This is a genomic window from Streptomyces sp. NPDC050743, from assembly GCF_044456925.1.
GTDB lineage: Bacteria > Actinomycetota > Actinomycetes > Streptomycetales > Streptomycetaceae > Streptomyces.
The window spans coordinates 75,511-101,513 of sequence record NZ_JBITGJ010000004.1 but is presented as its reverse complement, the minus strand read 5'-3'; the positions used below and the strand labels follow the sequence as shown (position 1 = coordinate 101,513).

General features: G+C 68.1%; 21 protein-coding genes and 1 pseudogene. 15 read left to right on the top strand and 7 right to left on the bottom strand.

What is annotated here, in order from left to right:
- Positions 1-447: 447 nt before the first annotated feature.
- The 5 genes and pseudogenes from ACIBJF_RS06365 to ACIBJF_RS06345 all read right to left on the bottom strand — a co-directional run.
- Positions 448-1,476, bottom strand: a complete 1,029-nt coding sequence (locus tag ACIBJF_RS06365; RefSeq protein ID WP_399172559.1) for an IS110 family transposase — start codon at positions 1,474-1,476, stop codon at positions 448-450.
- A gap of 500 nt (positions 1,477-1,976) precedes the next feature.
- Positions 1,977-2,222, bottom strand: a complete 246-nt coding sequence (locus tag ACIBJF_RS06360) for a phosphatase PAP2 family protein (RefSeq protein WP_399172558.1) — start codon at positions 2,220-2,222, stop codon at positions 1,977-1,979.
- 352 nt (positions 2,223-2,574) lie between these two features.
- Positions 2,575-2,961 carry a hypothetical protein gene (locus ACIBJF_RS06355; RefSeq protein ID WP_399172557.1) on the bottom strand — a complete coding sequence of 129 codons (387 nt, stop codon included), beginning with the start codon at positions 2,959-2,961 and terminating at the stop codon, positions 2,575-2,577.
- 569 nt (positions 2,962-3,530) lie between these two features.
- A complete protein-coding gene (locus tag ACIBJF_RS06350) occupies positions 3,531-3,770 on the bottom strand; it encodes a hypothetical protein (RefSeq protein ID WP_399172556.1) in 240 nt (79 codons plus the stop codon).
- 689 nt (positions 3,771-4,459) lie between these two features.
- Positions 4,460-4,696, bottom strand: a pseudogene (locus ACIBJF_RS06345) (CorA family divalent cation transporter); the annotation flags it as partial.
- Positions 4,697-5,533: 837 nt separating this feature from the next.
- Between ACIBJF_RS06345 and ACIBJF_RS06340 the strand changes: the two are divergent.
- Both ACIBJF_RS06340 and ACIBJF_RS06335 read left to right on the top strand, forming a co-directional pair.
- The gene (locus ACIBJF_RS06340) at positions 5,534-8,278 is read left to right on the top strand and encodes an AAA family ATPase (RefSeq protein ID WP_399172555.1); all 2,745 of its coding nucleotides are present in this window, start codon (positions 5,534-5,536) and stop codon (positions 8,276-8,278) included.
- A gap of 365 nt (positions 8,279-8,643) precedes the next feature.
- Entirely contained in the window at positions 8,644-11,013 is a 2,370-nt protein-coding gene (locus ACIBJF_RS06335; RefSeq protein WP_399172554.1) for a SpoIIE family protein phosphatase, read from the top strand.
- Positions 11,014-11,018: 5 nt separating this feature from the next.
- Here the strand turns inward: ACIBJF_RS06335 and ACIBJF_RS06330 are convergent, their stop codons facing one another.
- A complete protein-coding gene (locus ACIBJF_RS06330) occupies positions 11,019-11,162 on the bottom strand; it encodes a hypothetical protein (protein WP_399172553.1) in 144 nt (47 codons plus the stop codon).
- Between the two features lie 329 nt (positions 11,163-11,491).
- Between ACIBJF_RS06330 and ACIBJF_RS06325 the strand changes: the two genes are divergently transcribed.
- The 10 genes from ACIBJF_RS06325 to ACIBJF_RS06280 all read left to right on the top strand — a co-directional run bounded on the left by ACIBJF_RS06325 (position 11,492) and on the right by ACIBJF_RS06280 (position 20,996).
- Positions 11,492-12,850, top strand: coding sequence for a rhodanese-like domain-containing protein (locus tag ACIBJF_RS06325; protein ID WP_399172552.1), 1,359 nt, complete (start codon positions 11,492-11,494; stop codon positions 12,848-12,850).
- 51 nt (positions 12,851-12,901) lie between these two features.
- Positions 12,902-13,810, top strand: coding sequence for an alpha/beta fold hydrolase (locus tag ACIBJF_RS06320; RefSeq protein WP_399172551.1), 909 nt, complete (start codon positions 12,902-12,904; stop codon positions 13,808-13,810).
- Between the two features lie 200 nt (positions 13,811-14,010).
- Entirely contained in the window at positions 14,011-14,856 is an 846-nt protein-coding gene (locus ACIBJF_RS06315; protein WP_399172550.1) for an alpha/beta fold hydrolase, read from the top strand.
- Between the two features lie 68 nt (positions 14,857-14,924).
- On the top strand, positions 14,925-15,800 hold the full coding sequence (locus tag ACIBJF_RS06310; RefSeq protein ID WP_399172549.1) for an alpha/beta fold hydrolase: 876 nt from the start codon (positions 14,925-14,927) through the stop codon (positions 15,798-15,800).
- 88 nt (positions 15,801-15,888) lie between these two features.
- A complete protein-coding gene (locus ACIBJF_RS06305) occupies positions 15,889-16,935 on the top strand; it encodes a hypothetical protein (protein WP_399172548.1) in 1,047 nt (348 codons plus the stop codon).
- Positions 16,936-17,000: 65 nt separating this feature from the next.
- Complete coding sequence (locus ACIBJF_RS06300) at positions 17,001-17,873, top strand: NmrA family NAD(P)-binding protein (protein ID WP_399172547.1); 873 nt, start codon at positions 17,001-17,003, stop codon at positions 17,871-17,873.
- A gap of 122 nt (positions 17,874-17,995) precedes the next feature.
- On the top strand, positions 17,996-18,523 hold the full coding sequence (locus ACIBJF_RS06295) for a DUF302 domain-containing protein (protein ID WP_399172546.1): 528 nt from the start codon (positions 17,996-17,998) through the stop codon (positions 18,521-18,523).
- Positions 18,524-18,625: 102 nt separating this feature from the next.
- On the top strand, positions 18,626-19,414 hold the full coding sequence (locus ACIBJF_RS06290; protein ID WP_399172545.1) for an SAM-dependent methyltransferase: 789 nt from the start codon (positions 18,626-18,628) through the stop codon (positions 19,412-19,414).
- Positions 19,415-19,595: 181 nt separating this feature from the next.
- The gene (locus ACIBJF_RS06285; protein WP_399172544.1) at positions 19,596-20,423 is read left to right on the top strand and encodes an alpha/beta fold hydrolase; all 828 of its coding nucleotides are present in this window, start codon (positions 19,596-19,598) and stop codon (positions 20,421-20,423) included.
- A gap of 153 nt (positions 20,424-20,576) precedes the next feature.
- Positions 20,577-20,996: a 4-oxalocrotonate tautomerase family protein gene (locus tag ACIBJF_RS06280; protein WP_399172543.1), complete on the top strand. Its 420-nt coding sequence runs from the start codon at positions 20,577-20,579 to the stop codon at positions 20,994-20,996.
- A 54-nt stretch (positions 20,997-21,050) separates the two neighbouring features.
- Here the strand turns inward: ACIBJF_RS06280 and ACIBJF_RS06275 are convergent, their stop codons facing one another.
- Complete coding sequence (locus tag ACIBJF_RS06275; protein ID WP_399172542.1) at positions 21,051-22,148, bottom strand: IS110 family transposase; 1,098 nt, start codon at positions 22,146-22,148, stop codon at positions 21,051-21,053.
- 336 nt (positions 22,149-22,484) lie between these two features.
- On the opposite strand from ACIBJF_RS06275, the gene ACIBJF_RS06270 reads away from it, so the two are divergent.
- From ACIBJF_RS06270 to ACIBJF_RS06260, 3 genes are all read left to right on the top strand, one after another.
- Positions 22,485-23,519 carry an IS110 family transposase gene (locus ACIBJF_RS06270; RefSeq protein ID WP_399172541.1) on the top strand — a complete coding sequence of 345 codons (1,035 nt, stop codon included), beginning with the start codon at positions 22,485-22,487 and terminating at the stop codon, positions 23,517-23,519.
- A 1,266-nt stretch (positions 23,520-24,785) separates the two neighbouring features.
- Positions 24,786-25,316, top strand: a complete 531-nt coding sequence (locus ACIBJF_RS06265; protein ID WP_399172540.1) for a TerD family protein — start codon at positions 24,786-24,788, stop codon at positions 25,314-25,316.
- 193 nt (positions 25,317-25,509) lie between these two features.
- Positions 25,510-26,001 carry a hypothetical protein gene (locus tag ACIBJF_RS06260; RefSeq protein WP_399172539.1) on the top strand — a complete coding sequence of 164 codons (492 nt, stop codon included), beginning with the start codon at positions 25,510-25,512 and terminating at the stop codon, positions 25,999-26,001.
- The last annotated feature ends 2 nt before the right edge of the window (positions 26,002-26,003 follow it).

The following is a 26,003-nucleotide window of genomic DNA, read 5'->3' as shown; positions in this document are numbered from 1 at the left end:
TCCAAAACCACAGCGCCCGCCCGCCCCCCGCCCCCCCCCGGTCTCGACGCGCCGCGCGCGCGGCGGGGGGGGGGGGGGCGGCGCCCCGCCCCCCCCCCCCCCGCCCCACGGCAGCAACGCTGGCCGCACTGCCCCTATAACGGGGCACCGCGATCTTCCGTCGATGGTTTGGACACCGCCTCCTGGTCGCGCTCTGAAGGCACACTGGCCAGTCGAGGGACTCGCCATATTCGCGAAGGCAAAGCCGTTCGGCGAGCTGAGCGAACGTGTGTGCCGTGCGGTCGGCCAGGCCCTACCACGCCCGGCATCCTTGCTCCCGGTGCTCCAGAGCCGGGAGTCCAAGCGTCAGTGCCCGTGCTGCCGGACGCCGCACTCTGTCATAGCCCCCTCCATGCGGAAGCCCCGTCGTGATGTTTCCGACGGGGCTTCGCCGTATCACCGACGCCCCTATAACGCGGGTGTGCGGGCAACCGGTCTGACCAGGTTGAATACCTCGCGGGCTGCGTATCGCTTGAGGCATCGGATGATCTCGCGTCGGGTCTTGCCTTCCTGGGTGCGGCGTTCGTAGTACGCCCGGGTGCGCGGGTCGTGGCGCAGGCGGGTGAAGACGATGCGGTGCAGGGCCGCGTTGGCCTGCCGATCGCCGCCGTAGTTGAGCCGACGCGTGCTCCGACGGCCGGAGGAGTACTCGATGGGGCTGACTCCGCAAAGGGCAGCAAAGGACGCCTCGGTGTTCAGTCGCTCGGGGTTGTCTCCCATGGTGATCAGGAGAGTGACGGCGCTGTCCGGGCCGATGCCCACCGGTTCGAGCAACTGTGGGGCATGGCGTTCGACGAGCCGGGTCAGGCGTTGGTTCAGCTCGTCGATCTGAGCGGTGAGCTGCTCGATGCGCTCGGCGAGCATGCGCAACGTCAGGTGGGTGGCCTCGGCCACCGCGTCCTCGTCTCCCCCACCGTCGTGCGGGGCGAGGCCCGCGCAGGTGCGGAACAGCTCGGCATTGCCGAGGCTCGACAGCTGTTCCCGCAGGGCGGGATCAGCGATTACCAGAACGGCCTTGAGCTGGTTGATCGCCTGAGTACGGGCCTTGACCGCGGAGTCCTTGGCGAGCTTGAACAACCGGGCGCTGTGCAACGGACCGTCGCCGGACTTGGCCCGCGCCCGGGCGCGACCATTGAGCACGGCCCGCGCGGCGGCCTGAGCGTCGAGCGGGTCCGACTTCCCGAGCAGCCGGCGGGCCGAGCGGTCGGGTCGGTTCACCTCATACACCTCGACCTGCTGCCCAAGCAGGTAGCGGGACAGGCCCGCGCCGAAAGTGCCGGTGCCCTCCACACCGGCCCGGCGCACCGTCCCCCGCTTGCGTGCCCAGACCAGCAATTGACGGTAGCCAGCCGCCGTCGCCGGAAAGGACTCGGTGCCCAGGACCTTCCCCAACGGGGAGACCACGGCCGCGACATGCACCTCGCCGTGCGTGTCCACGCCCAGGACGACCTCCCGCCGAACGGGAGGATCTGTGCTCGAGGAGGTGCTGCGCTGTCGGCTCGTCATGATGGTTCGCCTCTCACGTGATGACGTGCTGGATCGACGGCACCGGCCCGCTCGGGCGGTCTGAACCGTGATGGCGCCTGGAAGTCGGCAAGGCCCCTATAGGGACACGCCCTGTGGCTCGGTACCAGCAGGCACCATCCCGCAACGACGGTCGACAGGTCCGTGACTGGACACTTCGGTCATAGATCTCATGAGTCAGACCCCCCTCCGGGACGGCATCGCGCAACAGTCCCATTGGACCCGGCAGAACGGCATGCCCCGATCACTGCCGGATGACTTCGTCCGAACTGGCGCACAACCTGGCCTGGGCGGGCTGACAATGAGTTGACTCTTCGTCCACTCATGACCGGCGTTGAAGGGCTTTGTTGCAACGCGGCGCGGGCGTGGTCGGTCAGGGCAGAGCGGACGGCGAAGCCGAGGTGGTCCCCCTACTACCCGCAGCGGAGGGCTGCGCGCATCTGTCCACCGCCGGTGCCGCGGATGCGGGTATGGCGCGCCCACTCCGCCGCGGGCAGCCAGCCGTACCCGAACAGCCATCCGCCGACCACGTCCGAGGGCCAGTGCACACGCAGGGTCACGCGGCTGAGGCCGACAAGCGCCGCCACCACACCGGCGGCACCGCGCCGAGCCGTCGCGTACGGCGAGCCGGAGCACAGCAAGACCGCTTCGAACACCACGCATCAAGCCCACTTGTGCACGCGGCCGCGGGACACCAGCAGCCAGCCGTGCCGAACACCGGGCCAGTGCCCTGAACCGGGATGTCACCGATGGCCCCCCGTGTCACTGCACGCTGAGCTTCTGCGTCGCAGCGGCCCGTGCGGTGCCGCATGCTCCGCGCCCGCACTGGTGCATCCCCGGTCGGGGCGGAGGGGTTGGACCCGGCCGGCTTGGTCACAGCGGTAAGCGCTGCGGGGAACGCGCGAAGGCCGTCTCGGTGGCACGGGGGAGTCCACCGAGACGGCTGCCGCCCAGCGTAGAGCCCGTGGGCTCACGGGTCTACGAATTCATGTGCAGCAGTGAGACCTCGATCTACGGGCCTACGGTCGGCTCGGACCGAGTGGTGAGGTGTGCGGTCGTAGCGGCCCACCGCAGGGCGAGCAAGCTCGCGGCGTGCACCGGTGTCAGGGCATGGAAAGCGGCGCGCTTTGGACCGACGAGGGCAAGCAGCGTTCCGGTAACGGATCCCGCCAGTGCCAGCTGGACGCTGCGTGCGGAGACAGCGCGCGCCGCGGGCACCGCGCGCAGGATGCGCCAGGCGTTTTCCAGGCCGTCCGGGCAGACCAGGTCCGCCGACCAGGACGCCTCGGAGCCTGGTGCGTCGGGGACGGCGACCGCGATGTCGGCGGCGGCCAGCGCTTCCACGTCCGACCCGGAGATCACCAGGACGCCCTCGCCCTGGTCCCGCAACGCGCACACGCGGTCGGTGAGGCGTTCACCGGTCGAGGACCTGGTCGGTCGGGGCCAGCAGGTCGTGGACGTGCTCGTCGTCGGTGAGCAGGACGTGCGCCCCGGTGGAGCGTGCCGCGGCCAGCACCGGCACCGCGAGCGCATCCGGACGCCCGCCCTTTCGGCGCCTGCCGACCGTCCAGCACCGCCGAGTCGATCACCACGGCAGAGACCGTGTCGAGCAAACGCAGCGCCGACGGGTCGAGCGGTACGACGTCGTGGCGGGCCAGCTGGCGTCCGACCGTGGCGGCGAAGCCCTCCCGGCCGTAACGGGCGGCCCTGGGTACGGTGGCGAGCAGCGCGTCCGCCGCACGTCCGGGACTGCCCCTCAGTGCGAGGTCCGCGGCGGCGGTGAGCGGGGCGATGGGGGCCAGTCGTCCCTCCCACTGCTCCACGGGCCCCGGCTGGCCGGGCCCTGGCGCGCAGATGCCGTGCCGGCCGGGTGTGCGGTACGCAGTCCGGGCCCGAGCACAAGTCCTTCTCGCGCCGCTCCCACACCTGGTGCCGGGCGCGGATCTCGCCGAGCAGCAGCAGTCGGTTCACGGCGTCGACGGCGGGCATGCCGCTGCCGGCGCACAGTCCGTTGACGGTGGCGCCGGCGACAGCAGCAGATCGGTCTGTATCGGCCCGATGCGGCGCATCAGCGGCCTGCGGAGCTCCCGTTCCAGCTCCAGCGCAGCCACCGCGGCGGGCACCACGCGCGGCAGCACCGGCAGACGGAAGACCCGCTGGACGACCCCGGCGGCCACGGCCGCGCAGTCGACCAGCAACTCGGTCACCGCAGCGGCTACGGGCGCGTCATCGCCCGGCGTGACCGGCTGCGCCCAGGCGAAGTCCTCGTCTGCACGCCCTGGGCCTCTTCCACCGCCTTGACCGTGTCCAGGAGCCGGTCGAGGCCGACCCTGCGTTCGTCGAACGACAGCAGGACCTGGCCGGTGACCGCCTTGGCCTCGGCCCACCGCACCCCGCTCAGCCCGCGCAGTGATGTGGTCACGGCGCCGGCCAGCCGCTCCCGCCTGCTGCCACCGCGTTCGAGCCCCCGCACCTCGATGTGCGCACGCCCGTGCCCGGTCCACAGGCGACGCGTGTGCCGTCTCGGATGAAGATCGACCAAAGTACGCCCCGCGCGCACCGTCCGCCCGGATATCCCCGCGGCCGTCGAGGTCCCTTGCCGTGCGGTCGACACCGCGACGCGCACGCTCCCCCCGGCAGCTCGCAGACCAGCCCTCGTCACCCCAGCCGTCAGCCCGCCGACCGTCTTGACCGCCGCCGGCCCCACGGTCCCGGCGGTGTGGACGGCCGACCTGCCCAGCGCCTCGAGGCCGCCGGCGCCGGCACGGGTCATGGTCTCGACGACCTGGCGTGCTTGGTCAGTTGGCGCTGTCAGGCCCAGCATCCGGCCCGGCAGAGGCAGGAAGGAGGCTGCACCTCCAGTCACTCCGACCGAGTACCCGCGGGCCCTCACGCAGATACGGCCGGCGTCCGCGGTCTGGGAGCCGTGCGAAGAGAAGACCTCGGTCTCGACCTCGTCGATGTCGTCCTGGAGGGCGTCGGTGACGGTGAGGTAGTCGTCGACCACATGGTCGGCTATGGCGTGCAGGACGGCCGACGGGCCCTTCGCCAGCTGCTCGGGGTTGGCCTCCAGGTCCTCGCGCATCGGTCCCAGGGAGCCGTGGCGGCCGTGGCGGACGGTGACGACGAAGTCGGGCTCTCCGGGACGCCGGAGCGCAAGCCATAGTCCGCCCGCCCTGTCCCCGCTGCGGCCGCACAAACGTGACGCTCGGCAACACTATCGGAGAGGTGAGCGTCTGCCCGACCTGCTACAACGCCACCAAGGCCGTCAACTGCTCCCGTTGCAGGCGTCGTTCCCCCGTTGCCCGCCGCACCGCCGACGGACAACCAATCTGCAACCACTGTGACCGGGCTGACCCGATCAACCACGAAGAATGCTCCGGTTGCGGCCAGCTCCGGCCGATCATCAGACGGAACAGCCCGACCGGCCCGCTCTGTGACACCTGCTACCGGCCACCGACCGCCATCTGCTCGCTCTGCGGGCATGAACGGCCATGCTTCGGCATCGCCAGTGGCATGCCACGCTGCGAAAACTGCATGCGATTGAGAGAACCCTGCCTGGACTGCAGCCGAACCGTGCCCGTCAAGGCCCGAACGGTCAACGGTCCCCTGTGTGAGACCTGCTTCAAGAAGAACCCCGCCTCCTTCAAGCCCTGCGCCCGCTGCGGCACTGCTGACGGCGCCAGTGGAGCAGTTTCGAGAACCTGCAAGAGCGATTCGTCAGAGGCATGTCCTGGCGATACCGGCGGGACTCGCACCCACAGCCGACGGAATGGGGGGCGGCAGGTGCCTGTGTCCCGTACCGAAAGTGCTGCCATAGCGCACCTGACCTGCAACCACCGGCTTCACCAACCCGAAAGTGGATCAACGGTGTGCCGAGAGTCGATATCATTGCTGGCACGTCACCCCATGGCGACTGCACGCCCCTGGTGACGTAGCTTGCTCGGACTTATGGCCGCGAGGTGATCCAGTGAGAGCGAAGCCTTTGCGTGGCCGCGGGGAGGCGCTTGCACGACTGCTGAGCGGTGTGAGAGCGGTCAAGCAGCACGAGACAAGCTCTGTCCTGTTGATCTCCGGCCCGGCCGGGATCGGCAAGACCGCGGTGATGTCCGAGCTCTGCGCGCAGGCTGCAGCCATGTCTCTGCGGGTCGCCCGCAGCAAATGCGATGAGATCGAGCAGATCCGGCCCGGCGCGGCATTTCTGGGTCTCCTGCGGTCCGGTCCAAAACCGCTACTGACCGCGGACGAATTCGCCCAGATCGTCGGGGACGCTGACGAGCCGCTGCTGCTCGCGGACCGTTTCGAGGAAGTGGCCGCGCGAGGCCCTGTGCTGATCGCGATAGATGACGTGCAATGGGCCGATGCGGCGAGCCGCTTCCTTATCCGCACCCTGGTGCCACGGCTCGCCGGCCTGCCGGTCGCCTGGGTGCTGACCAGCCGCGACGAACCGTTCGACGACTTCACTGGTCACGAAGCGATTCGAGTGGTGCACGAGCAGCTCGGGCCGCTCGGCGGATCAGAAGTGACGTCTGTCGCACGGGACCGGCTCGGGTACGTGCCGGATGCGGAGACTCGTCGGTACCTCACTGCAACCGGCGGTAATCCGTTGTTCGTGGAACAGATGATCGACTCCGTGGCCCGAGCGCATGCGCACGGTGACGACAAGGCCACTCTCGTGGCCGAGTTCCAGACGGCGGTCGCCCAGCAGGTATCAGCGATGGACAGGCACGTGCGAGACCTGGTGGAGGTGCTTGCCACCGCGGGACGGCCGATGCCGATGCGGGATCTCGTCGCCCTGCTGCCAAGTGCCGGTTCTGCGATACCGGCTGCGTTGGCCACCCGCCTCGTATCGGCGACCGAGCAGGGGCTTTCGATGCGCCACGATCTCGTTGGGGCGGCGGTCCGTGAGACGCTGCCTCGGAAGGTCATGCGCGACCTGCACACCCGCTTGGCGACCTACTACCTCAACGAAGCGGGGGATCCCCTGACCGCTGCCGCGCATGCCCGGTTGGCCGTGGAACCTGGCGACCTTGCGGTCGTGCACGTTCTGGTTGCCGCCGCCGAGCGATTGTCCGGGCTCGGGCTCAGCAGTGACGACGCCGGAGACCTGGCCACGCTCGCTTTCCGCGCGCTGAACCCCAGCCAGCCGGAATGGCTGGCTATAAGCCTGCGCTGCCTGACCGTACTGGCCCGTACCCAGCGTGTGCGCGAGGCGATCGCTGTCGCCGACCTCGTCATCGCCAGCCAGGACGACAGCGACATCGTCGGCCAAGTGCACGTCGATGCCGCTCGCGCTCTGTGGCTGAGCGGCCGCGTCACGGAACTCACGCAGCGCCTTGAGCGTGTACTGGCGAGCACCGCTCTGAAACCGGGCACGAACTCACGACTCCGTGCCGCATACGCACTGGCGCTGACCCGGGCAGACGCCGGCGAGACCGCGGCGAAGGAGGCGGCAGAAGCCGCAGAGCAGGCCCGTGCCTCAGGAGACCGGGAAGCTCTCGTGCTCGCCCTTCAGGCGCTCGGGGAGACGGCCCGTAACGAGGGTCGGCACGGGATCGCGCTTCGGAACTTCCGTGAACAGCGGGTGGTGAGCGGCTCCGCCTTCCTTGCGGAAGAGGTCACCTCGCTGCAGCTGCTGGACCGCTATGCCGACGCCCAGGCCCTGCTCGACCAGGCCCGGCTGCTCGGCGGCGGACGCCTCGACATGCTGCCCGGTCTGCAGAGCGCGCAAATGTGGCACGACTTCCTCCTCTGCAAGCTCGACGACGCGGAGGCAGGCGCCGCGGCGGTAGCCGACCTGGGCCATCAGCTCGGCACGAACCTCTACGTCCTTGACGCACATGTGGTCCGCACCGGAGTGGCACTGCTGCGTGACGACCTCGACAGGGCGGCCGCGCAACTGGCAGCGGTGGACAAGCTCACCGGAGCGGATCCGGCGGTGCGTGAACCCTGGATCGCCGTCATGAGCGGCTGGCTCGCCGGCCGCCAAGGCGACCTCCACGCGTCCATGCGGACCCTGGCCCCGGTGCTGCGGGGCGCCGGGGCCGCCTTTCATTACTGGCCGTTGTGGCCGTGCTGGCTCGGTATGTTCTATGAATTCGGCGGCCAGCCCCGAAACCAGGACTTCGCCGCAGAGGTCGTCGAGGCCGCGTCGCAGTCCGCCCGGCGCAACCCGGGTGTAGCCAGCTTCGAGGGCATCGCACTGCAACTGCGCGGTGTTCGAGACAACGACCTCGACATGCTGGCGCGGGCCGCAAGCGTCCTGCAAGCGAGCCCCAGGCCGCTTCTGCGCGGTGGAGGAGCCGCCGCATACGGGCGTGCACTGCTCGCGGCCGGCCGCCATGACGACGGAATCGCCCAACTCGACCGTGCCTGGGATGAATACGACCTGGCGGATGCCCGGGCTCACCGTGCAACGGTGGAGCGGCTGATGCGCGACGCCGGTGCCGACAGCGCCAAGTGGAAGATGCTGCCCGCTGAGCAGACCCGCGGCTGGACGGCGCTCACGCCGGCCGAACAGCGGGTTGCCGTCTTGATCAGCGCCGGCTACACGAACAAGGCCGCCGCGTCGCGGTTGGGAGTCTCCATCAACACGGTGGGCACCCAAGCAAGATCCATCTTCGCGAAGCTCGGCGTGCAGTCTCGTGTTCAACTGGCCAACCACCTGCACGAGGAGGGCCTCGTCGGGCCCGGCGAGCAGCCCGAAGCTCACTGAGGAGGCAGGCTGCTCCCTGGTCGGCCCAGGCCCTTGCCCACGCATTGATCCGAAATGGTAGGCATCCCGGCTCAGAGTACCGGCCTTGCCGGTCGGCAGCGTCGTCGTCGCGGACACGTAGCACTCACCGTCGCACACCCGGCGGGCGACCTTCTTGTAGCCGATGACTGCCTCGGCCGCGTCGCGCTCGGCCTCCTCGGCGAGATCGCGCCAGTGGTCGCGTCCACCTTGTCTTCGAGGGCCGCAGCGAGCTTCGTGTGAACACCCGCGCCGACCGGGCGCTGGCCGCCCTGCGCGGCCGTCAGGGGTGAGATGGTCTGCGTCCGCGCTTGATGCATTGCGACATAGGTTCCATTCTGGGGCATATGGAATATGCCGCCGCCGTGGCGGTCATAGACGCACTGGGCCGGGTCACAGGGTGGAGCGAAGGCGCGCGGATGCTCACCGGACACTCGGCCCAGGAGGTCGTGGGCAAGCCGGCCGCCGACCTCCTGGCCGACGAGGTCCCCGCGCATGTGCTGGCCGCTCGTTCCGGAACCGTCGCCCTGCGCCATGCCGACGGGCGACGGGTGGAGTTCGTCCTGACAGCCTGCCCGGTCCCCGGACCCGACGGCGGGACCATCGGCCATTTGCTCACCACCAACCCGCCCTGGTCGGCCGACCCCACCCTGGCCAGCCAGGCGTTCCAGCAGGCATCCATACCCATGTCGGTCTTCGACGTCCATCAGCGTCACCTGTGCTCCAATGAGGCTGCCCGCCATGTCATGAGCGCTCCCGAGAAGGCCCTGCCCGAGCGTTTCTTCCTGGACACCGTTGAAGACGCCTCGCGCAGCGAGGGCTTTGTGCGCCATCTGCGGCAGGTGGTCGAGACCGGCCGACCCGTCCGCTATGAGAGCTTCACCGGCGCCCTGGCCCTGGACCGGGAGCGCGCCTGGAGCGTCGAGATGTGGCCCCTGCGTGACCCCGCAGGGGAGCTGACGGCCGTCGCCCTCGGTGCCATCGACAGCACCGAGCAGTACCTGGCCCGGCTACGGCTGGCACTGATCGACGAGGCCGCCACTTCGATAGGCACCACCCTGGACGTGGTCCGCACCGCCGAGGAACTCGTCGAGATCCTCGTCCCTGGATGCGCCGACTTTGTCAGTGTCGACCTGCTCGACTGGGTCCTCGGCGCCGAGGAACCGCCCGTCTTTCCGGAGGGCGACATCGTGCTGCGGCGTGTAGCCCACGGCTCGACCACCGAGGGCACCCCCGAGGCCGCCGTACGCCTGGGCGAGACTGAGGTGTACCAGGCGGCGTCGCCGCCCGCCCGGGCGTTGCGGGAGGGGCGGGCGGTGCGCAGCCAGGGCGGGGAGCCGGAGTTCCTGTGCTTGGCCGAGGAACGCGATGCCCGCTCGCCGGAGGGCCGCCGGTACCGGAGAGGTGTCCACTCCGTGATCGCCGTACCGCTGCAGGCCCGGGGTGTCACACTCGGGGTAGCCGTGGGCGTGCGCATGCGCCACCCCGAGGACTACGCCTACGACGACGCCGTCTTCGCCGAGGAAGTCGTCAGCCGGGCGGCCGTCTGCATCGACAATGCGCGCCGTTTCGCCCGTGAGCGCTCCACCGCCCTCGCTCTCCAGCGCAGCCTGCTGCCTGGCGGCCTGCCTGGGCAGGCCGCCGTCGAGGTGGCCCACCGCTACCTGCCCAGCGGATCGCTGGCCGGCATCGGAGGCGACTGGTTCGACGTGATCCCGCTCTCCGGCAGCCGGGTCGGGCTGGTCGTCGGCGACGTCGTCGGCCACGGCATCCGCTCCTCCGCCACCATGGGTCGTCTGCGCACCGCCGTACGCACCCTCGCGGACGTGGACCTGCCACCCGACGAGCTCCTCACCCATCTCGACGACCTGGTGACCCACCTGGCCGCCGAAGGCACCAATGGCACCGGCGAGGAGGTCGCCGAACTGGGCGCCACCTGCCTGTACGCCGTCTACGACCCCGTCTCGCGGCATCTCGCGCTCGCCGCCGCCGGGCATCCGGCGCCCGCGGTCGTGCTGCCAAGCGGCGGGGCCGAGCTGATCCCGATGACCGCGGGGCCGCCGCTCGGCGTCGGCGGTCTCCCCTTCGAGGCGGCGGAGCTCCACCTACCCGAGGGAGCCGTCCTCGCCCTCTACACGGACGGTCTTATAGAGGACCGGAACCGGGACGTCGACGCCGCCACCGAAGAGCTGTGCCACGCGCTGAGCGTGCCCGCCGACTCCCTGGAGGCCCTTAGCGACAACGTGCTCAAGGCCGTCCTGCCGGAACAGCCCGCCGACGACGTCGCCCTCCTCCTCGCCCGCACCCGCGCCCTTGGCGCCGACCGGGTCGCCACCTGGGACGTGCCGCCCGACCCGGCCCAGGTGGCCCACTTCCGGCAGGCGGCCACCGAGCGACTCACCGACTGGGGACTCGACGAGGCCGCCTTCGTCACCGAACTCGTCGTCAGCGAACTCGTCACCAACGCCATCCGGTACGGTGAGCCGCCCATCCGGCTCAGGCTGATCCGCGACCGGGCCCTCATCTGCGAGGTCTCCGACGGCAGTTCCACCTCACCGCATCTGCGCCGGGCGCACGCCTACGACGAGGGCGGCCGCGGCCTGCTCCTCGTCGCCCAGCTCACCCAGCGCTGGGGCAGCCGGCAGACGGGCAGCGGCAAGACCATCTGGTGCGAACAGCTGCTGCCCGAAGGCTCGTTACCGATCATGCGAGAGTGACCGGGTTACTCGAAGTCGCAGCCTGGGTTCGGCACTGGCTCGAAGTACGGCGAACCACGCGGGAGGACGTACGGCACGTCGGGGACCAGGTCGGTCTCACCCGAGCGGGCGCCCAGGTGCACATCGCCCGGTGCGCCCGACTCGTACACCGTGCCGCCCTTGGGACGCGGACCTGCTGGAGTTCATCCGCTCCTGACGTCCGCGGCCCGATGGCGTCAGGGACGCCACCGCCCACGAACCCAGCGTGTGCGCGGTAGCACACGTCTGGGCGGTTCGGTCCCCGCGCTGTGTCCGTCACCGCCCGTGAGGGTCCGGAGACCCCGCGCCTGGCGAGTTGGTGAGGGCGTCTACAGGCGTCACCTGTTCATGTGATGGAGCCCAGCGTTTTGCTGGGTTTCACTGGAGGCCATGCATACGGGATGCCTGATACCCGAGCCCCAGCAGAAGGCCGACCAGGTATCCAGATAGGAGCACTACGGTGGACGTCGAAATCCTGAGGACAGAAGGGCTCGGCGACCGGACGTACGTTGTGCACAACGGTCACGTGGCAATAGTGGTGGACCCGCAACGTGATATAGACCGGGTCGAGAAGCTCGTCGCCGACCTCGGGGTCACGCTGGCCGCAGTGGTGGAGACGCACATCCACAATGACTACGTGACGGGTGGATTCGCACTGGCTCAACGCAGCGGTGCCCGATACCTTGTCAGCGCGGATGACTCGGTTTCGTTTCACCGAGTTCCTGTGAGTGACGGCGATGAAATGATTTTCGGTTCCCTGCATCTGCGGGCCCTGAAGACGCCGGGTCATACCCCGAACCATCTGTCGTATGTGATCCGCGACGCGCGGCGGCCGGACCAGTCGCCGGCGGTGTTCACCGGCGGATCGCTTCTGTACGGAAGCGTGGGCCGTACCGACCTCGTCGATCCGGCACAGACCCTGACACTGACCGGCCTCCAGTACCAGTCTGTGCGACGCCTGGGAGACGTGCTCCCGGACGACACCCCGGTATTTCCGACCCATGGTTTCGGGAGTTTCTGTTCCGCAGGGGAGACGGCACCCGATGACCGCAGCACAATCGGCCGGGAAAAGATTCGGAACGATGTATTCACTGCTGCGGACGAGCAGTCTTTCATCGAAAAGCTGCTGGAAAACATCACCCCCTACCCTGCTTATTACGCCCACATGGCACCGCTGAACCTGGCGGGTCCTGCACTCCCTGACCTGAGCGCCCCCGAGCCGGTGAGTCCGGCGGAGCTGCGGCGCAGGCTTCGGGAGGGAGAATGGATTGTGGACATCCGGAACCGGAAGGCTTTCGCCGCCAACCACATCGACGGCTCTGTCAGTATCGAGCTCGGCGATCAGTCCGCGATCTATCTCGGATGGATTCTGCCGTGGGGTTCGTCGATCACGCTGATCGGGGAGAGCTCCTCGGACGTCGCCGCCGTGCAGCGCCAATTGGCCCGTATCGGCATCGATCACCTGGCAGGTGCCGCGGCCGGTCCCTTCGACGAGATCAGTGCCGGTCTCGGACACAGCAGTTACCCCAGCGTCGACTTCGCTCACGTGCCCGCGACCCTTGGTGACGATGACGTGATTCTGGACGTGCGCCGAGCCGACGAACGCGTGCGCGGGCACATACCCGGCTCGCTGCACATCCCGCTCACCGAGCTCCTGGACCGAATCGACGAACTGCCCCAGGCGCGCCTGTGGGTGCACTGCGGATCAGGCTTCCGCGCCGGCATCGCCGCAAGCCTGTTGGACCGTGCCCTCCGGTCCGTCGTTCACATCGACGACTTCTACGCGAACGCGGCGAACCGCGGACGCGACGTGTCCTGAACAAGACGAGAATCCCGGACGAAAAGTGTCCGGCGAACAGAAAGTATCATCATGTCCCACAACAAAGACAGGTCGTTCGGCGACAAGCCGATATACAACGAGCTTCGCGTACCCACGGCTGCGGGTGAACTCTATGTCCGCGACTACGCGGGCAGTGGACCGGCCTTCGTGATGCTGCACGGGTTCCCTGACAACCTCGGAATCTTTGACAAGATCGCGCCTCTGGTCGCGGAATCGGGTCGGCGAGTCGTCGTTTTCGACTTCCTCGGCTTCGGGGATTCGGACAAGCCCGGTGCGGGATATTCCTTCGACCAGCAGGCCGGTAACGTGCTTGCCGTGGCCGATGCCCTCCACCTCGACCGCATCATCCCTGTCGGCCACGACGCGGGCGGCGCCGTGGCGGTGAACTTCGCCCTGAGCCATCCGGAGCGTACCGCCGAGGTGGCCCTGCTCAACTGCTTCTACGGCAGCAGCCCGTCGCTGCGGTTCCCCGAACTCATCCTGTTCTTCGCGACTCCCGAACTGTCCGCGCTGAGCCAGCACTTCCTGCGCAGCCCCGCCCGCCTCGAACAGATCCTGGAGTTCCAGCGCACGCAGTTCCGCGAGATCCTCGGAACCGAGGAGCAGATTGACTACGACGAGTTCCTGGCCCGGCTCATCGACGAGAACTTCAGCCGCCAGGGTTCGGGGCCGGCTTTCGCCCACATGACGGCACAGCTGCTGCCCGAGGTGGCCCGCGAAGACCAGAACATGCCCGCGCTCGAACAGCTCGACATCCCCTTCCGTCTCATCTGGGGTGCCGAGGACCCGTACCTCAGCCCGGCAGTCGCCGAGGAGATCGCCAAGCATCTGCGTAACGCCACGCTCACCGTCCTGGCGGGCGGGGGGCACTGGCCGCAGCTCGACCGGCCGGCCGAGGTCACTCGCGCGCTTCTGTCGGACGCCGACAGCAGCAAGTGACCAGTACGGGATGAGCTGACGGGGCGCCCGCACTATTCCGGCCGTGCCGACGCAAGGCACTTGGCAGTGTGCCGGGCAGCGGGACCGAGTGTCGGCAGCCGTCGGAGATTCGCGGCTCGACGGCTGCCGGCTCGCCTGTCGCACGACCGCCCGCGCGCGGGCGTCAGTATGTCGGCCCTTTGAATGAGGAGAACACACGCATGAGTACCTACGCGGATGTCAAGACGCAGACCATCGAGGCGGCGAACGGCGTCACCTACGCCTATCGCAGCCTCGGAGACGAGACCGACGGGCGGCCTCTGGTGCTGCTGCAGCACTTCCGCGGCAACCTCGACAACTGGGATCCCGCTCTCATTGACGCTCTCGCCCAGGGCCGCCGCGTCGTCACCTTCGACAACCGGGGCGTCGGCGCGACCACGGGCAGCACTCCGCACACCGTCACCGCCATGGCCGAGGACGCGGTGGAGTTCATCACCGCGCTCGGTCTGACACGGATCGACCTGCTCGGGTTCTCCCTTGGCAGCTTCGTCGCCCAGGAGGTCGCTCTGCTGCGCCCCGACCTGGTGAACCGTCTCGTGCTGGCCGCAGCTGCTCCGCAGGGCGCACCGGACATGCACGGCTGGGCATCCGAGGTCATCGCGGCCGTCGGTGGCGAAGTCCCGTCCGCGGAGGGATACGTACGCGTCTTCTTCACTTCCGCAGAGGTGGGACAGACGGTCGCCGGGCGGGTGTTCGGCAGTCGCGTCGACGGGCACGACGCCCCCACGACCTGGGAGACCCGGCTGGCACAGTACGACGCGGTGGCCCAGTGGGGCATCCCGAACCACGCGCAGTTGGAGCGTCTGCGGGGGATCACCCAGCCGGTCTTCGTCGCCAACGGCGACAGCGACCCGATGATCCTTCCGCGTTACTCCCACCTGCTGGCAGGTCTGCTGCCGAACGCGGCCATCAAAATTTACCCCGACGCGGCCCACGGATTCCTCTTCCAGCATTACCAGGAATTCTCCGGAGATGTCGCGGCGTTCCTGGAAGAACAGATTCGGTAGTCACTCCTGACGGATTCTGGTTTCGTTTTCGATTTTCGTCTGCAGCTCATGTAAAGAAAGACCACAAAATGCCCAGCCAGCATTCGCTTCCCACGATTCACATTCCGGGAACCACCAGCCACACTCTCGCACCCCGCGGCGGAGACAGCCACGAGGGAACGCTGCGCTACCTCAAAGCGGGAACCGGCTCTCCCCTGATCGTGTTGCACACCGTGCGCACGCAGGCCGAGCACTTTCGCTCCCTCATTCCACTGGTCGCGGACAACTACACCGTGTACGCCCTCGATCTGCCGGGGATGGGGTACTCCGAGATCGTGCCCGGCGCGTCGTACGAGGAGCCGGCGATGCGCGCGGCCGTCGAGCGGCTGATCACCGAACTCGACCTGCACGACGTGACGCTGGTGGGCGAGTCGATGGGGGCCGTGCTCGCCCTGACCACCGCCGCCGATCTGCCTGAGCGGGTCAGGCGCGTCGTCGCGGTCAACGCGTACGACTTCCGGGACGGGATCCTTTGGTCCGGCCTCCTTGCCCGGGTGATCGTCGGTGGTGTGCTCACACCGGTGGTGGGGCCGGTACTGGCCAGGATGGAGACCAAGGCCATCCTCCGCGGCGTCCTGCTGGGCGGCCTGGGGGACAAGGCCGCTCTGCCGGCGGACTACGTGGACGAGCTCTCCCGGGTGGGCAGCCGTCCCGGCTATGCGACCGTGGCACGGGCGGTGTACCGGAACCTGCCCAGCCTCATCGCCGCCCGGTCGCGCTACGACGAGGTCGAGGCTCCCGTCCACCTCGTCTACGGGGAGAAGGACTGGTCCCGGCCCTCGGACCGGGAAGCCAACAAGAAGCTGCTGCCATCCGCCGATTTCACCCAGGTCCCGGGAGCAGGTCACTTCATCGCGCTGGAGAGACCCGACGTGCTGGCCAAGCTGCTCAACGCGGCGGCGTGACCACGCGAATCCCCGAGATCGCCCTGCGTCGAAGCCACGGCTCGCACGGCGCCCGCAAGCAGCGAACGAGCACAACCAAGAGGTCGCGATGAAATCCGAAGCCCCCAGCGTTCCGACTGATTCGAGTATGGGGGATTCCGTCGGACCCGCGGCACTGGTTTTGCCTGCTCCGAAGGCCGGCGACACCCGGTGGGCCACGCGCTCCGAAAGGATCAACCTGCTGTCGATCTCCCTCGGCGCGGCGGGAATGGGCGGCGCGTGGCAATCGGTCGCAAACACGCTCTCGGCCCCCATCGGTGTGAGCGATGCGCTGTTCACGATCAGCGGATTGGTGTGGGTGGTGCTGCTCGGTGAGTACATCCGTCATGGAGGGGCCCGGTGGAGCACTCTGCAGCACGACCTCCGCCACCCGGCCCAGGGTTTCACGCTGGCTTACGTTCCCATCATCGGCATGCTCTTCGCAGGTCACCTCGCCCGCTTCGGACTGGATGCCTCTCGCTGGTCCTACACCGTCTTCGCTGCGCTGGCCGGCCTGGTAGGGGCCCGGCTGCTTTCCTACTGGTTCACCGGAACGCTGAGTTCGGTAAGGCTGCACCCGGGATATCTGCTCCCGGTGTCGTCAGGTCCCTTCATCGCGAGCATCACCGCATCGGTCGTCCAGTGGCCGAAGGTGGCTGACGCCGCCTTGGCCATCGGCGTGCTGTACTGGCTCGTCTTCGGCACGGTCATCCTGAGCAGCCTCGTGGGCAGCGGCAGCCTGCCCGAGCGTGCCCGGCCGACCCTGACCGTCCTGATCATCCCGCCGGCGACAGGCGGACTGGCATGGCTGGCCGCTCACCCCGGCCCCGTGAACGCCGTCGGATACGGATTCGCCGGCCTGCTCGCCTTCACCATCGTCATCGTGGTCCATCTCCCCTCGGACCTCGGCCTGCGCACCTTCCACACCGGGTACTGGATCTTCTCGTTCCCGGTGGCGGCAAGCGCCAACTTCGTCATCCGCTGGTCCCACGGAGCGGACCTACCGGCCTGGCGGGCGGTGAGCTGGGCAGTGCTCGCGGCCGCGACCCTGTTCTGGCTGACGCTGGTGGCCGCCACGGTCGCCCACGCCCTCGGCCGCAGACGGGCGACCGCGTAGGGACCGGTCCTCTCTGTCACCGCCCATGTCCTTCGATCACGGGCCCCTCTGAAAGTGAGGTCATCATGGAACGCAACCTTCTGGTGATCGGGTCTACCGGCAAGACGGGTAGCCAGACAACCGAACTGCTCCTCGAACGCGGCCACCGCGTTCGCGCCCTGGTCCGACGAAGGGACGAACGCGCCGCGAGGCTTGCCGGCCTCGGGGCGGAAATCGTGGAGGGGGACGTCCACGACATCAACTCCCTGACCGCGGCCACCAAAGGCATCGAGGCGCTCTACTTCACCTACCCGGTCGTGCCGGGCCTGGTGGACGCCACCGCGAACGTGGCCCAGGCCGCAGCCGAGAACGGCGTGCGGGCGATGGTCAACATGTCGCAGATCTCCGCCCGTCGTGAGACCGCCAGCAACGCAGCACGCCAGCACTGGATCGCCGAGCGGGTGCTGGACCGCTTCCCCGTGCCCGTGACACACCTGCGGCCGACCTTCTTCGCCGAGTGGCTGATCATGATGTGGGACGGAACCGGAAAGCTGCGGTTTCCCTTCGCCGACGGCCGGCATGCGCCGATTGCCGCAAGCGATCAGGCGAGAGTGATCGCGTCCATCCTCGACGACCCCACCCCGCACGCAGGAAAGACCTATCCCCTGTACGGGCCGGTGGAGCTCAACCACTACGAAATCGCCGAAAAGATGTCGCGGGTACTGGGCCGTGAGGTTACCTATCTGCCCATAGAGCTCGACGAGTTCGCCGCCGTCCTGGAGAAGTGGGGCGCATCACCCCACCTGACCCAGCACCTTCTCGGAGTCGCCGTCGACTACCGCAACGGCATCTTCGCCGGCACGAACGATCTGGTCGAAGAGATCAGCGGCACTGCTCCCATGGACGTCGAGACCTTCATCTCCAAGAACCGTGGGTTCTACGACTCACACACGGCCTGAAGCCTGAAGAAGACCGCTGCCGTACCAGACCGACCGCCGCGTCCCCATCGCGTCTTCGGCCCGAACGGAGGCACCGAGAGCGGCGCCCGCCGCCGGTGCACAGCAGAGAGGAAATGACAGCCATGGCCGAGGTCACCACCGTCACCAGAAACCTGGTAACCCGACTCGATATCCCTACCGGGCAAGAATTCGGAAACTTCGTCAGCGCGTTCGAGGCCGCCGTTCCCCCATTCAACCTTCCAGAAATCAGCAAAATAACGGCAGGCGGCGGCACATGGAAAGACATCGAAAGCGCGGTTGCCGAGAACGCGCCGAACGGATTCGTCATATTCGGTACCATCGACGGGCAGGTACTGATGTCGATCGCAGGTCATCGACGCAAGGCAATCCAGTACCTGATGGGCAACCATGTCATCGCGGAAAGAATGTACCGCCACCATCCTGACGCTGTGCTGTACGCACCACTGCGCATCCTGGTCTATGAGGTCGAGAACGGGTCGGCCGTCTTCGCGCTCGACCAGCCGTCGACGGTGTTCGCGGGGCTTGGCGTAGACGCCATCACAAAGGTGGCGGTCGAGTTGGACGAAAAAGTTGCACACCTGCTGGAAATTCTTGACGTAAGCGTGCCGGATGAACTCCTGAATACGTGAGTATTCCGCGTGAAAGTTTCATTTCGTCTTGGCTGGTCTTGATTTCGGCATCCTGGCTTTCGTTGATCCAGGCGCCCGGTGGATCCTGCAAGGAGCATTTTCATGACTTACACCGAAACCGACATCATCGCCACCGTCCAGCAGCTCGCGGGAACAGACCTGGCCGCATTGCGGCGGGAGCTGTTGGACGAGATCGACCAGTACCACGCCGGCGGCCCTGAGGCGATCGAGCGCTTGATCCCACATCTGGAGCTCACTGCCGGCATGACGGCGGTGGACATCGGTTCCGGCCTTGGTGGTCCGGCACGGCAGATCGCCCGGGCCACCGGCTGCAACATAGTCGGCGTCGATATCACCGCCGCCTATGTGGATGCTGCCCAGGCACTGAGCAATGCCGCTGAACTCGCCCAGCAGACCAAGTTCTTCTGCAGCGACATCGCCACCTTCAGCCAAACCGGATTCGACGCCGCCTATACCGTTCACGTCCAGATGAACGTCGCGGACAAGAAATCGTTCTACTCCGAGATCGCTCGCCGTCTGCGGCCGGGAGCGCGGCTCGCGATTTTCGAGGTCTGCCGAGATGCCGACGGCGAGCCGGTCCTACCGCTGCCTTGGTCTCTTGACGGCACGGACAGTCACCTCGTCACCGCCGGCGACCTGCGCGACACGATCCAGTCCAGCGGATTTACCCTGCTGGACTGGGCTGACGAGAGCTCCTGGATCCAGCAATGGTTCGACGACCTCGGCCGCCGACTCGCGGCCGGGGCGGCCCCAGCCACCCTCCCCGCGTTGCTCACCGATGGCCCCACACGCATGATCAACTTCGCGGTCGCGGTCGCCACGGGCGCCGTGACCATCAATCGTGGCGTGTTCGCTGCCGGCACTGCGTGAAAGTGAGCCCTGCCGAGCAGGGCCGACAGCACGTCGCCCAGTGCCGAGATCTTGATCGGAACGCATCCGACGGCAAATCCGATTCGACGGTCCGTCGGCCCGGTCCGACGCGCCCACCAAGACCGGAACAACCGCGACCACAATCCCGGCAACCGAACACCCCAGAGAGGGAGACAAGACGATGCCCACCATCACCACCTCTGACGGTACCCAGATCTTTTACAAGGACTGGGGCAGCGGCCGCCCGGTCGTCTTCAGCCACGGCTGGCCGCTCAACGCCGATGCCTGGGACGAGCAGCTCAACCTCGTCGCCGGCCACGGCTACCGGGCCATCGCCCACGACCGGCGCGGACACGGGCGCTCCGCCCAGACCTGGACCGGCAACGACCTCGACACCTACGCCGACGACCTCGCGCAGCTCCTGGAGCAGCTTGACCTGCACGACGTCATCCTGGTGGGCCACTCCACCGGCGGCGGCGAGGTGACCCGCGCTGCCGCCGGCCGAGCCGCCTCCCGGGTTTCCAAGCTCGTTCTGGTCGGCGCCATTCCGCCGCTCATGCTCAAGACCCCGGCCAACCCCGAGGGCCTGCCCCTGGACGTCTTCGACGCCATCCGCGACGGCGTCCTCTCCGACCGCTCGCAGTACTACCAGGACCTCAGCGTCCCCTTCTACGGCGCCAACCGCGACGACTCCTCGGTGTCGCAGGGAGTGCGGGACTCCTTCTGGCTGTGGGGCATGCAGGTCGGCATCAAGCCCGCCTTCGACTGCATCAAGGCGTTCTCCCAGACCGACCTGACCGAGGACCTCAAGCGCATCGACCTCCCCACCCTCCTCGTGCACGGCGACGACGACCAGATCGTGCCCATCGGCGGCGCGGCCGAAAAGGCCGTGAAGCTCCTCAAAGACGCCGAACTCAAGGTCTACCCCGGCGCCCCGCACGGCCTGATGTCCGTCGAGCCCCACAAGAAGCGGTTCCACCAGGACCTGCTCGCCTTCCTGGCCTCCTGACACGGACCGGATCCGGCGCTCGGGTCTGCCGAGCGCCACCTACCCGGGACCTCACACAGCAGGCCACCCGGTTCGGCCTCGGCAGCCCGAACCGCCCCCTCCCCCCACCCATTCACCCTCCTCTACGCGCCCGGGAGAACCCCAGCAATGCCCATGATCGACGTCTATGCGACGACCGGAACCTTCAGCAACTCCCGACAGCTCGCCCAGGACCTGGCTGCCGCCGTCATGGCCGTCGAGCAGGTTCCCGACATCCCCCTCTTCCGACAGAACACCGCCGCGTTCGTCCACAAGTTGCCCGAACACGCGCTGTCCGACGTCGACGGCGGCAACGACCACGTCCGTGTGCAGGTCCTCACCAACCACGGCGCCCTCGACCGCGCCAAGCAACTCGCCGTCGTCCGTCGGCTGACCGACATCGTGGCCGAGGCCGCCGCCGACCCGACCCTGGCCGAACGCACCTGGGTCCTGCTCACCGAGGCCCCGGACGGCGGCTGGGGCCTGGCCGGCCACGCACACACCAACGGCGAACTCGTTGATGCGGCCCGCCGCGAACTCGCCAGGCGCGACTGAAACCAGTCGCCGCTCACCCGGTATCCGCCGCCACGGCACCCCTCTCAGACGCCCCTATAACAGGGGAACGCCGGGTACCGTTCTGACCAGGTTGAAGACCTCGCGGGCGGCATATCGTTTGAGGCATCGGATGATCTCGCGTCGGGTCTTGCCCTCCTGGATGCGGCGTTCGAAGTACGCCTGCGTGCGCGGGTCGTGGCGCAGGCGGGTGAACACGATGCGGTGCAGGGCGGCGTTCGCCCGGCGGTCGCCGCCGTAGTTGAGCCGGCGCGTGCTGCGCCGGCTCGACGAATACTCGACTGGGCTGACGCCGCAAAGGGAAGCAAAGGATGCTTCGGTGTTCAGCCGCTCGGGGTTGTCTCCCATGGTGATCAGCAGGGTGACGGCGCTGTCCGGGCCGATGCCCACCGGTACGAGTAGTTGTGGGGCATGGTATTCGACGAGCTGGGTTAGGCGTTGGTTCAGCTCATCGATCTGCCCGGTGAGCTGTTCGATGCGCTCGGCGAGCATTCTCAGGGTCATGTGGGTGGCCTGGGCCACCGTGCACTCGCCGTCCTCGCCGTCGCCTGGCCCGAGGCGTGTGCAGGTGCGGAACAGCTCGCGGTTGCCCAGGCTGGACAGTCGTTCCCGCAGTGCGGGATCGGCGATGACCAGGGCGGCTTTGAGCTGGTTGATCGCCTGGGTACGGGCCTTGACCGCGGAGTCCTTGGCCAGCTTGAACATCCGGGCGCTGTGCACCGGACCGTCACCGGACTTGGCCCGGGCCCGGGCGCGGCCACTGAGCACGGCCCGCGCAGCGGCCTGAGCGTCGAGCGGATCCGACTTCCCCAGCAGCCGGCGGGCCGACCGGTCGGGCCGGTTCACTTCGTACACCTCGACCTGCTGCGCCAGCAGGTAGCGGGACAGGCCCGCACCGAAGGTGCCGGTGCCCTCTACGCCGGCACGGCGCACCGTACCCAGCTTGCGGGCCCACATGAGCAGCCGCCGGTAGCCGGCCACCGTCGCCGGAAAGGACTCGGTCCCCAAGATCTTCCCGAGCGAGGAGATCACGGCGGCGACGTGCACCTCACCGTGCGTGTCCACGCCCAGTACGACCTCTCTCCGCACGGGAGGATCGGTACTGGAGTATGTGCTGCGCTGTCTGGTCGTCATGGTGGTCCGTCTCCCGCGTGGTGACATGTTGGGTGAGTGGCACCGGCCCGCTCGGGCGGTCTGAACCGTGATGGCGCCTGGAACTCGGCAAGGCCCCTGACTTGTTGAATCGACCCCGGACGCGCGGTCTGCAGCCGTAGCGTCCAGGGTGTCGGTCAGCACGGGCCCGCAGTGCCCCTTGCCGCCCATGGGCTGGCTCTCCGATAGCGTGCCGCCGCCGGCCGACACCCGCGCGGTGTGGCTCGACAGAGGCATGAACGTGTGCGACCGCTACTTCAAGTCAGGGTGCCCGCCGCACTCCCCTTCCTGTCTCATCGAGTGCGAGGGCAGCAGCCTGTGATCCTGATCGGTGTCGATCCCCACAAGTCGTCCCACACCGCCGTCGCCGTCGACGCCGCCGGCCACCAGGTGGCCCAGCGCCGGTTCGTCGTCAACGCCGGCACCTTCCGCCAGCTGCTGCGCTGGTGCGAGCAGTGGCCCGACCGTCGTTTCGCGGTCGAGGGTGCCGGCGGCCTGGGCCGCTCGCTCGCCCAGCAGCTGGCCGCCGCGGGCGAGAACGTGGTCGACGTGCCCTCCACCCTGTCGGCCCGGGCCCGGCTGCTGGCCACCGGCGGAGACCGCAAAACCGATGCCAAGGACGCCCTCCACGTCGCCCAGGTCGCCCTCTTCCGACATGACCTGCACCTCGTCCTCCAGGAAGACCAGACCACGATCCTGCGGCTGCTGACCGAGCGGCGGGACGACCTGGTCCACGAGCGCACCCGCGTCCTCAACCGACTCCACGCCGTCCTGCGCGATCTCCTGCCCGGCGGAGCACCCACCGGCCTGTCGGCCGACAAGGCTGCCGCCTTGATGAAGGGCATCCGGCCGGTCACGGCCACCGACAACTGCCGCCGGGACATAGCCCGTGACCTGCTGGCCGACCTACGCAGACTGGACCGGCAGGTCAAGGACAACGAAGCCGAAATGCGCGAGGCCATCGCTGCGACACGCACCACCCTGACCACCCTGCCGGGCCTGGGCACCGTGCTCGCCGCGAAGATCCTCGGCCACATCGGGGACATCAGCCGCTTCCCCACCGAACACCACTTCGCCAGCTACACCGGCAGCGCACCCCTGGACGCCTCCAGCGGCAACAACGTCCGCCACCGCCTCAACACCGGCGGCAACCGCGCGCTCAACTCGGTCCTACACACCATCGCCGTCTGCCAGATCCGCGACGGCGGGCGCGGGCAGGACTACTACCTCCGCAAGATCGCTGAGGGAAAGACACCTTCGGAGGCCCGGAGGGCTCTCAAGCGACGCTTGTCTAACGTGGTCTACCGGATCATGAAACGAGACCAACGGAACCACCTCGCACAAGCCGCTTGACACACAGAGGCGCTATCGGGACACACCCCGCCAGCCCGGCACCGACAACGCACCATCCCCGACCAACAGCCGACACCGTGTGATCGAGACACTTCGGTCAGAAATATCATGAGTCAGACCATGGGCCCGGGACAGCACCCACCCACCCTCCCGCCCCCATCTCGCTCCCGCCCGGGAACCGCAGGACTTGCTCAATCCCCTGCACGCAACACCCCGAACCTGATCCCGGCCGAGCACAACAGCACACAAGGAGAGCGGCACGATCAGGGGTCGCCAGCGGCAAGACCGGCGGCCCGGGCGCCGACCTCGTCGGCTACTTCACCGATGGCCTCAAGCTGGTAGTCCAGCCTGGCCTGGCACTGGTCCTGGATCAGTCTCATCACCGCCACCTTCGACCGACTCGCCCAACTGGCGGACCCCCGACCGACCGACGGGTTCCCCGTCCCTTCGACAGCACTTCAACACCCGGAGCAGTGGAACCCGGCGCCACCCGAGGTGACTCTCGTGCCGAGGTCCTGCCCAGCCTCAGCGCACGGGATTGGCAGAAAGAAGATCGGCTACGACCAGCTCTCCGATCCCCTCAACTCCGTGACGGTTGCCGTCTCAACTGGAGGGGGTCGGCGACGTTGGGCTGGTAAGCCAGCGCGCCGCCATTCACATGCAGGACATGGCCGTGATGAACGCCGCCTTGTCGGATGCCAGGAAGACCACGGCTGCCGCGATGTCCCTGGGCACCCGCTGCAGCCTTGCTCACATCCGCGCCATTTGGGATGGAACAGGAAGCGTGGAGGACGCCTCAAGAGCGCTTGGATTCTCGCGAGCAAGGGGTATGACCTGATCCGCAGCGGCCAGTTCCCGTGCCGCGTGCTGCGCATCAGCCGTAAGACGCGCGTTGTCACCGCGTCCCTGCTGCGCGTTTGAAAGCGGAGATCGGAGTACAACGGGCCGCGCGCCGGATGACGCACCACGTCCGTAGCCGAACCGCCCGCCGAAGCAACGCCAGAACGCCGGCGCGATTTGGCCGAGCTCGAAGAACTCCGGCAGCTGGTGACGAAGCCGCCCCTGGCGAGCGCTGTCCGCGCCCAGGGACAGGGCACGTCCGCAGAGACCGAATAGAGGGAGGACGGGGCCACGACATTCACAACCGGGCGGTCGACCTGGATTCGCCTCGGATGCCCACCGCCAGAGAGGCATCAAAAGGCCGTCAGGAACACATACTTGATCGTGCGGGAAGGTCCCGCAGTGAACCTGACGGGGAGCGGCAAGGTGAGTGACGGGGGCAAGGCGCTGGGCAAGGTTGAGGTCAGGCTCAAGTGGGACCCGAGCCCTCTCGGGGAAACGCCCCGCCATCTCGACATCATCGCAGCGACCTACTCGGCGGACGATCCCCATGGGCGACCGGTGTACGTCGTGCACTACGACAGCCGTTCGCCGGACGGCACCATCAACATGACCCGGCACAGCCAGACCGGCATGGGCTTCGGGTTCGTCGAGGTGATGGTCCTCGAGTTCGACCGGCTGTCGGACGTGTACGGGCGTGTGGTGGTCGGTGTGGCCATCCACCAGGACGGTGGGCCGCGGACGTTCGGGGACATCTCCCATGCTGGGGTGGTCGTCGTAGACGGCTACCGACAGCTGCTGATGGACGACTTCGCACAGGTCGCCGATGCCACGGCCGCGACGGTGGCCGAGTTCACCCGGGACTCCGGCGGAGCGTGGGAGATGCGCGAGATGATCCTGGGCTTCGACAGTGACCCGGTGCTCTTCACCGCACAGATGGGCGCTGCCCAGCAGTAACCGCGCTGAGAACCTTTCCGATCACCGGCACCTTCCCTACTGTTCCGCAGGACACTGGAAACAGGCGCTGGTGCTCGTAAGGGGGTGTCGGCTCGTGGCGTTGAGACCCATTCATCGGAGACCGCTCCGTGCGAGGCTGTGGCGGTTCAGGCACAGCCCGCTTCGGCGGACGAGTGACCTCATCGAGGCGTGGTTGCTGCTCGCCGCATGGGTCGTGGGGGTGCTGGGCGGTGCAACGGCGGGCGTGCTGGCCGCGATGGTGGCGGACCGGGGCTTCGAGGAAGAGCGTTCCGGCCGCCGGGAGGTCGTGGCGGTCCTCTCGGAGAACGCCAGGGACGCGGTGCCCGGGCACGCGGACGTGAGCAAGGCCAGCGCGACGGTCCGGTGGACGACGCCCGATGGGCAAATCCACACCGGCCGGACGACGGTGGCTGCGCACAGCCGTGCGGGGACGCACGTGCTGGTATGGACGGATGCACGGGGTGACCTGGCCGCCCAGCCCGCGGAGGAGGCCGATGCGGTGGTGAGGTCTTCCTTCGTCGGCGTGGCTGCGACCGCGGTTACCGCAGGGGCTGTCTGGGGTTCCGCGCGTGCCGCGCGTGCTCTGCTGGACCGGCGGCGGATGAGGCAGTGGGCGCTGGAGTGGGAGCGCGTCGACACCCGGTGGGGTGGCAGGACCGCATGATC

Bases quoted from the DNA above. Each gene is read 5' to 3' on its own strand.
- ACIBJF_RS06335 (WP_399172554.1), top strand. From the start codon at position 8,644: ATGGAATATGCCGCCGCCGTGGCGGTCATAGACGCACTGGGCCGGGTC.
- ACIBJF_RS06275 (WP_399172542.1), bottom strand. From the start codon at position 22,148: ATGACGACCAGACAGCGCAGCACATACTCCAGTACCGATCCTCCCGTG.
- ACIBJF_RS06315 (WP_399172550.1), top strand. From the start codon at position 14,011: ATGAGTACCTACGCGGATGTCAAGACGCAGACCATCGAGGCGGCGAAC.
- ACIBJF_RS06280 (WP_399172543.1), top strand. From the start codon at position 20,577: ATGATCGACGTCTATGCGACGACCGGAACCTTCAGCAACTCCCGACAG.
- ACIBJF_RS06310 (WP_399172549.1), top strand. From the start codon at position 14,925: ATGCCCAGCCAGCATTCGCTTCCCACGATTCACATTCCGGGAACCACC.
- ACIBJF_RS06290 (WP_399172545.1), top strand. From the start codon at position 18,626: ATGACTTACACCGAAACCGACATCATCGCCACCGTCCAGCAGCTCGCG.
- ACIBJF_RS06320 (WP_399172551.1), top strand. From the start codon at position 12,902: ATGTCCCACAACAAAGACAGGTCGTTCGGCGACAAGCCGATATACAAC.
- ACIBJF_RS06305 (WP_399172548.1), top strand. From the start codon at position 15,889: ATGAAATCCGAAGCCCCCAGCGTTCCGACTGATTCGAGTATGGGGGAT.
- ACIBJF_RS06285 (WP_399172544.1), top strand. From the start codon at position 19,596: ATGCCCACCATCACCACCTCTGACGGTACCCAGATCTTTTACAAGGAC.
- ACIBJF_RS06300 (WP_399172547.1), top strand. From the start codon at position 17,001: ATGGAACGCAACCTTCTGGTGATCGGGTCTACCGGCAAGACGGGTAGC.
- ACIBJF_RS06295 (WP_399172546.1), top strand. From the start codon at position 17,996: ATGGCCGAGGTCACCACCGTCACCAGAAACCTGGTAACCCGACTCGAT.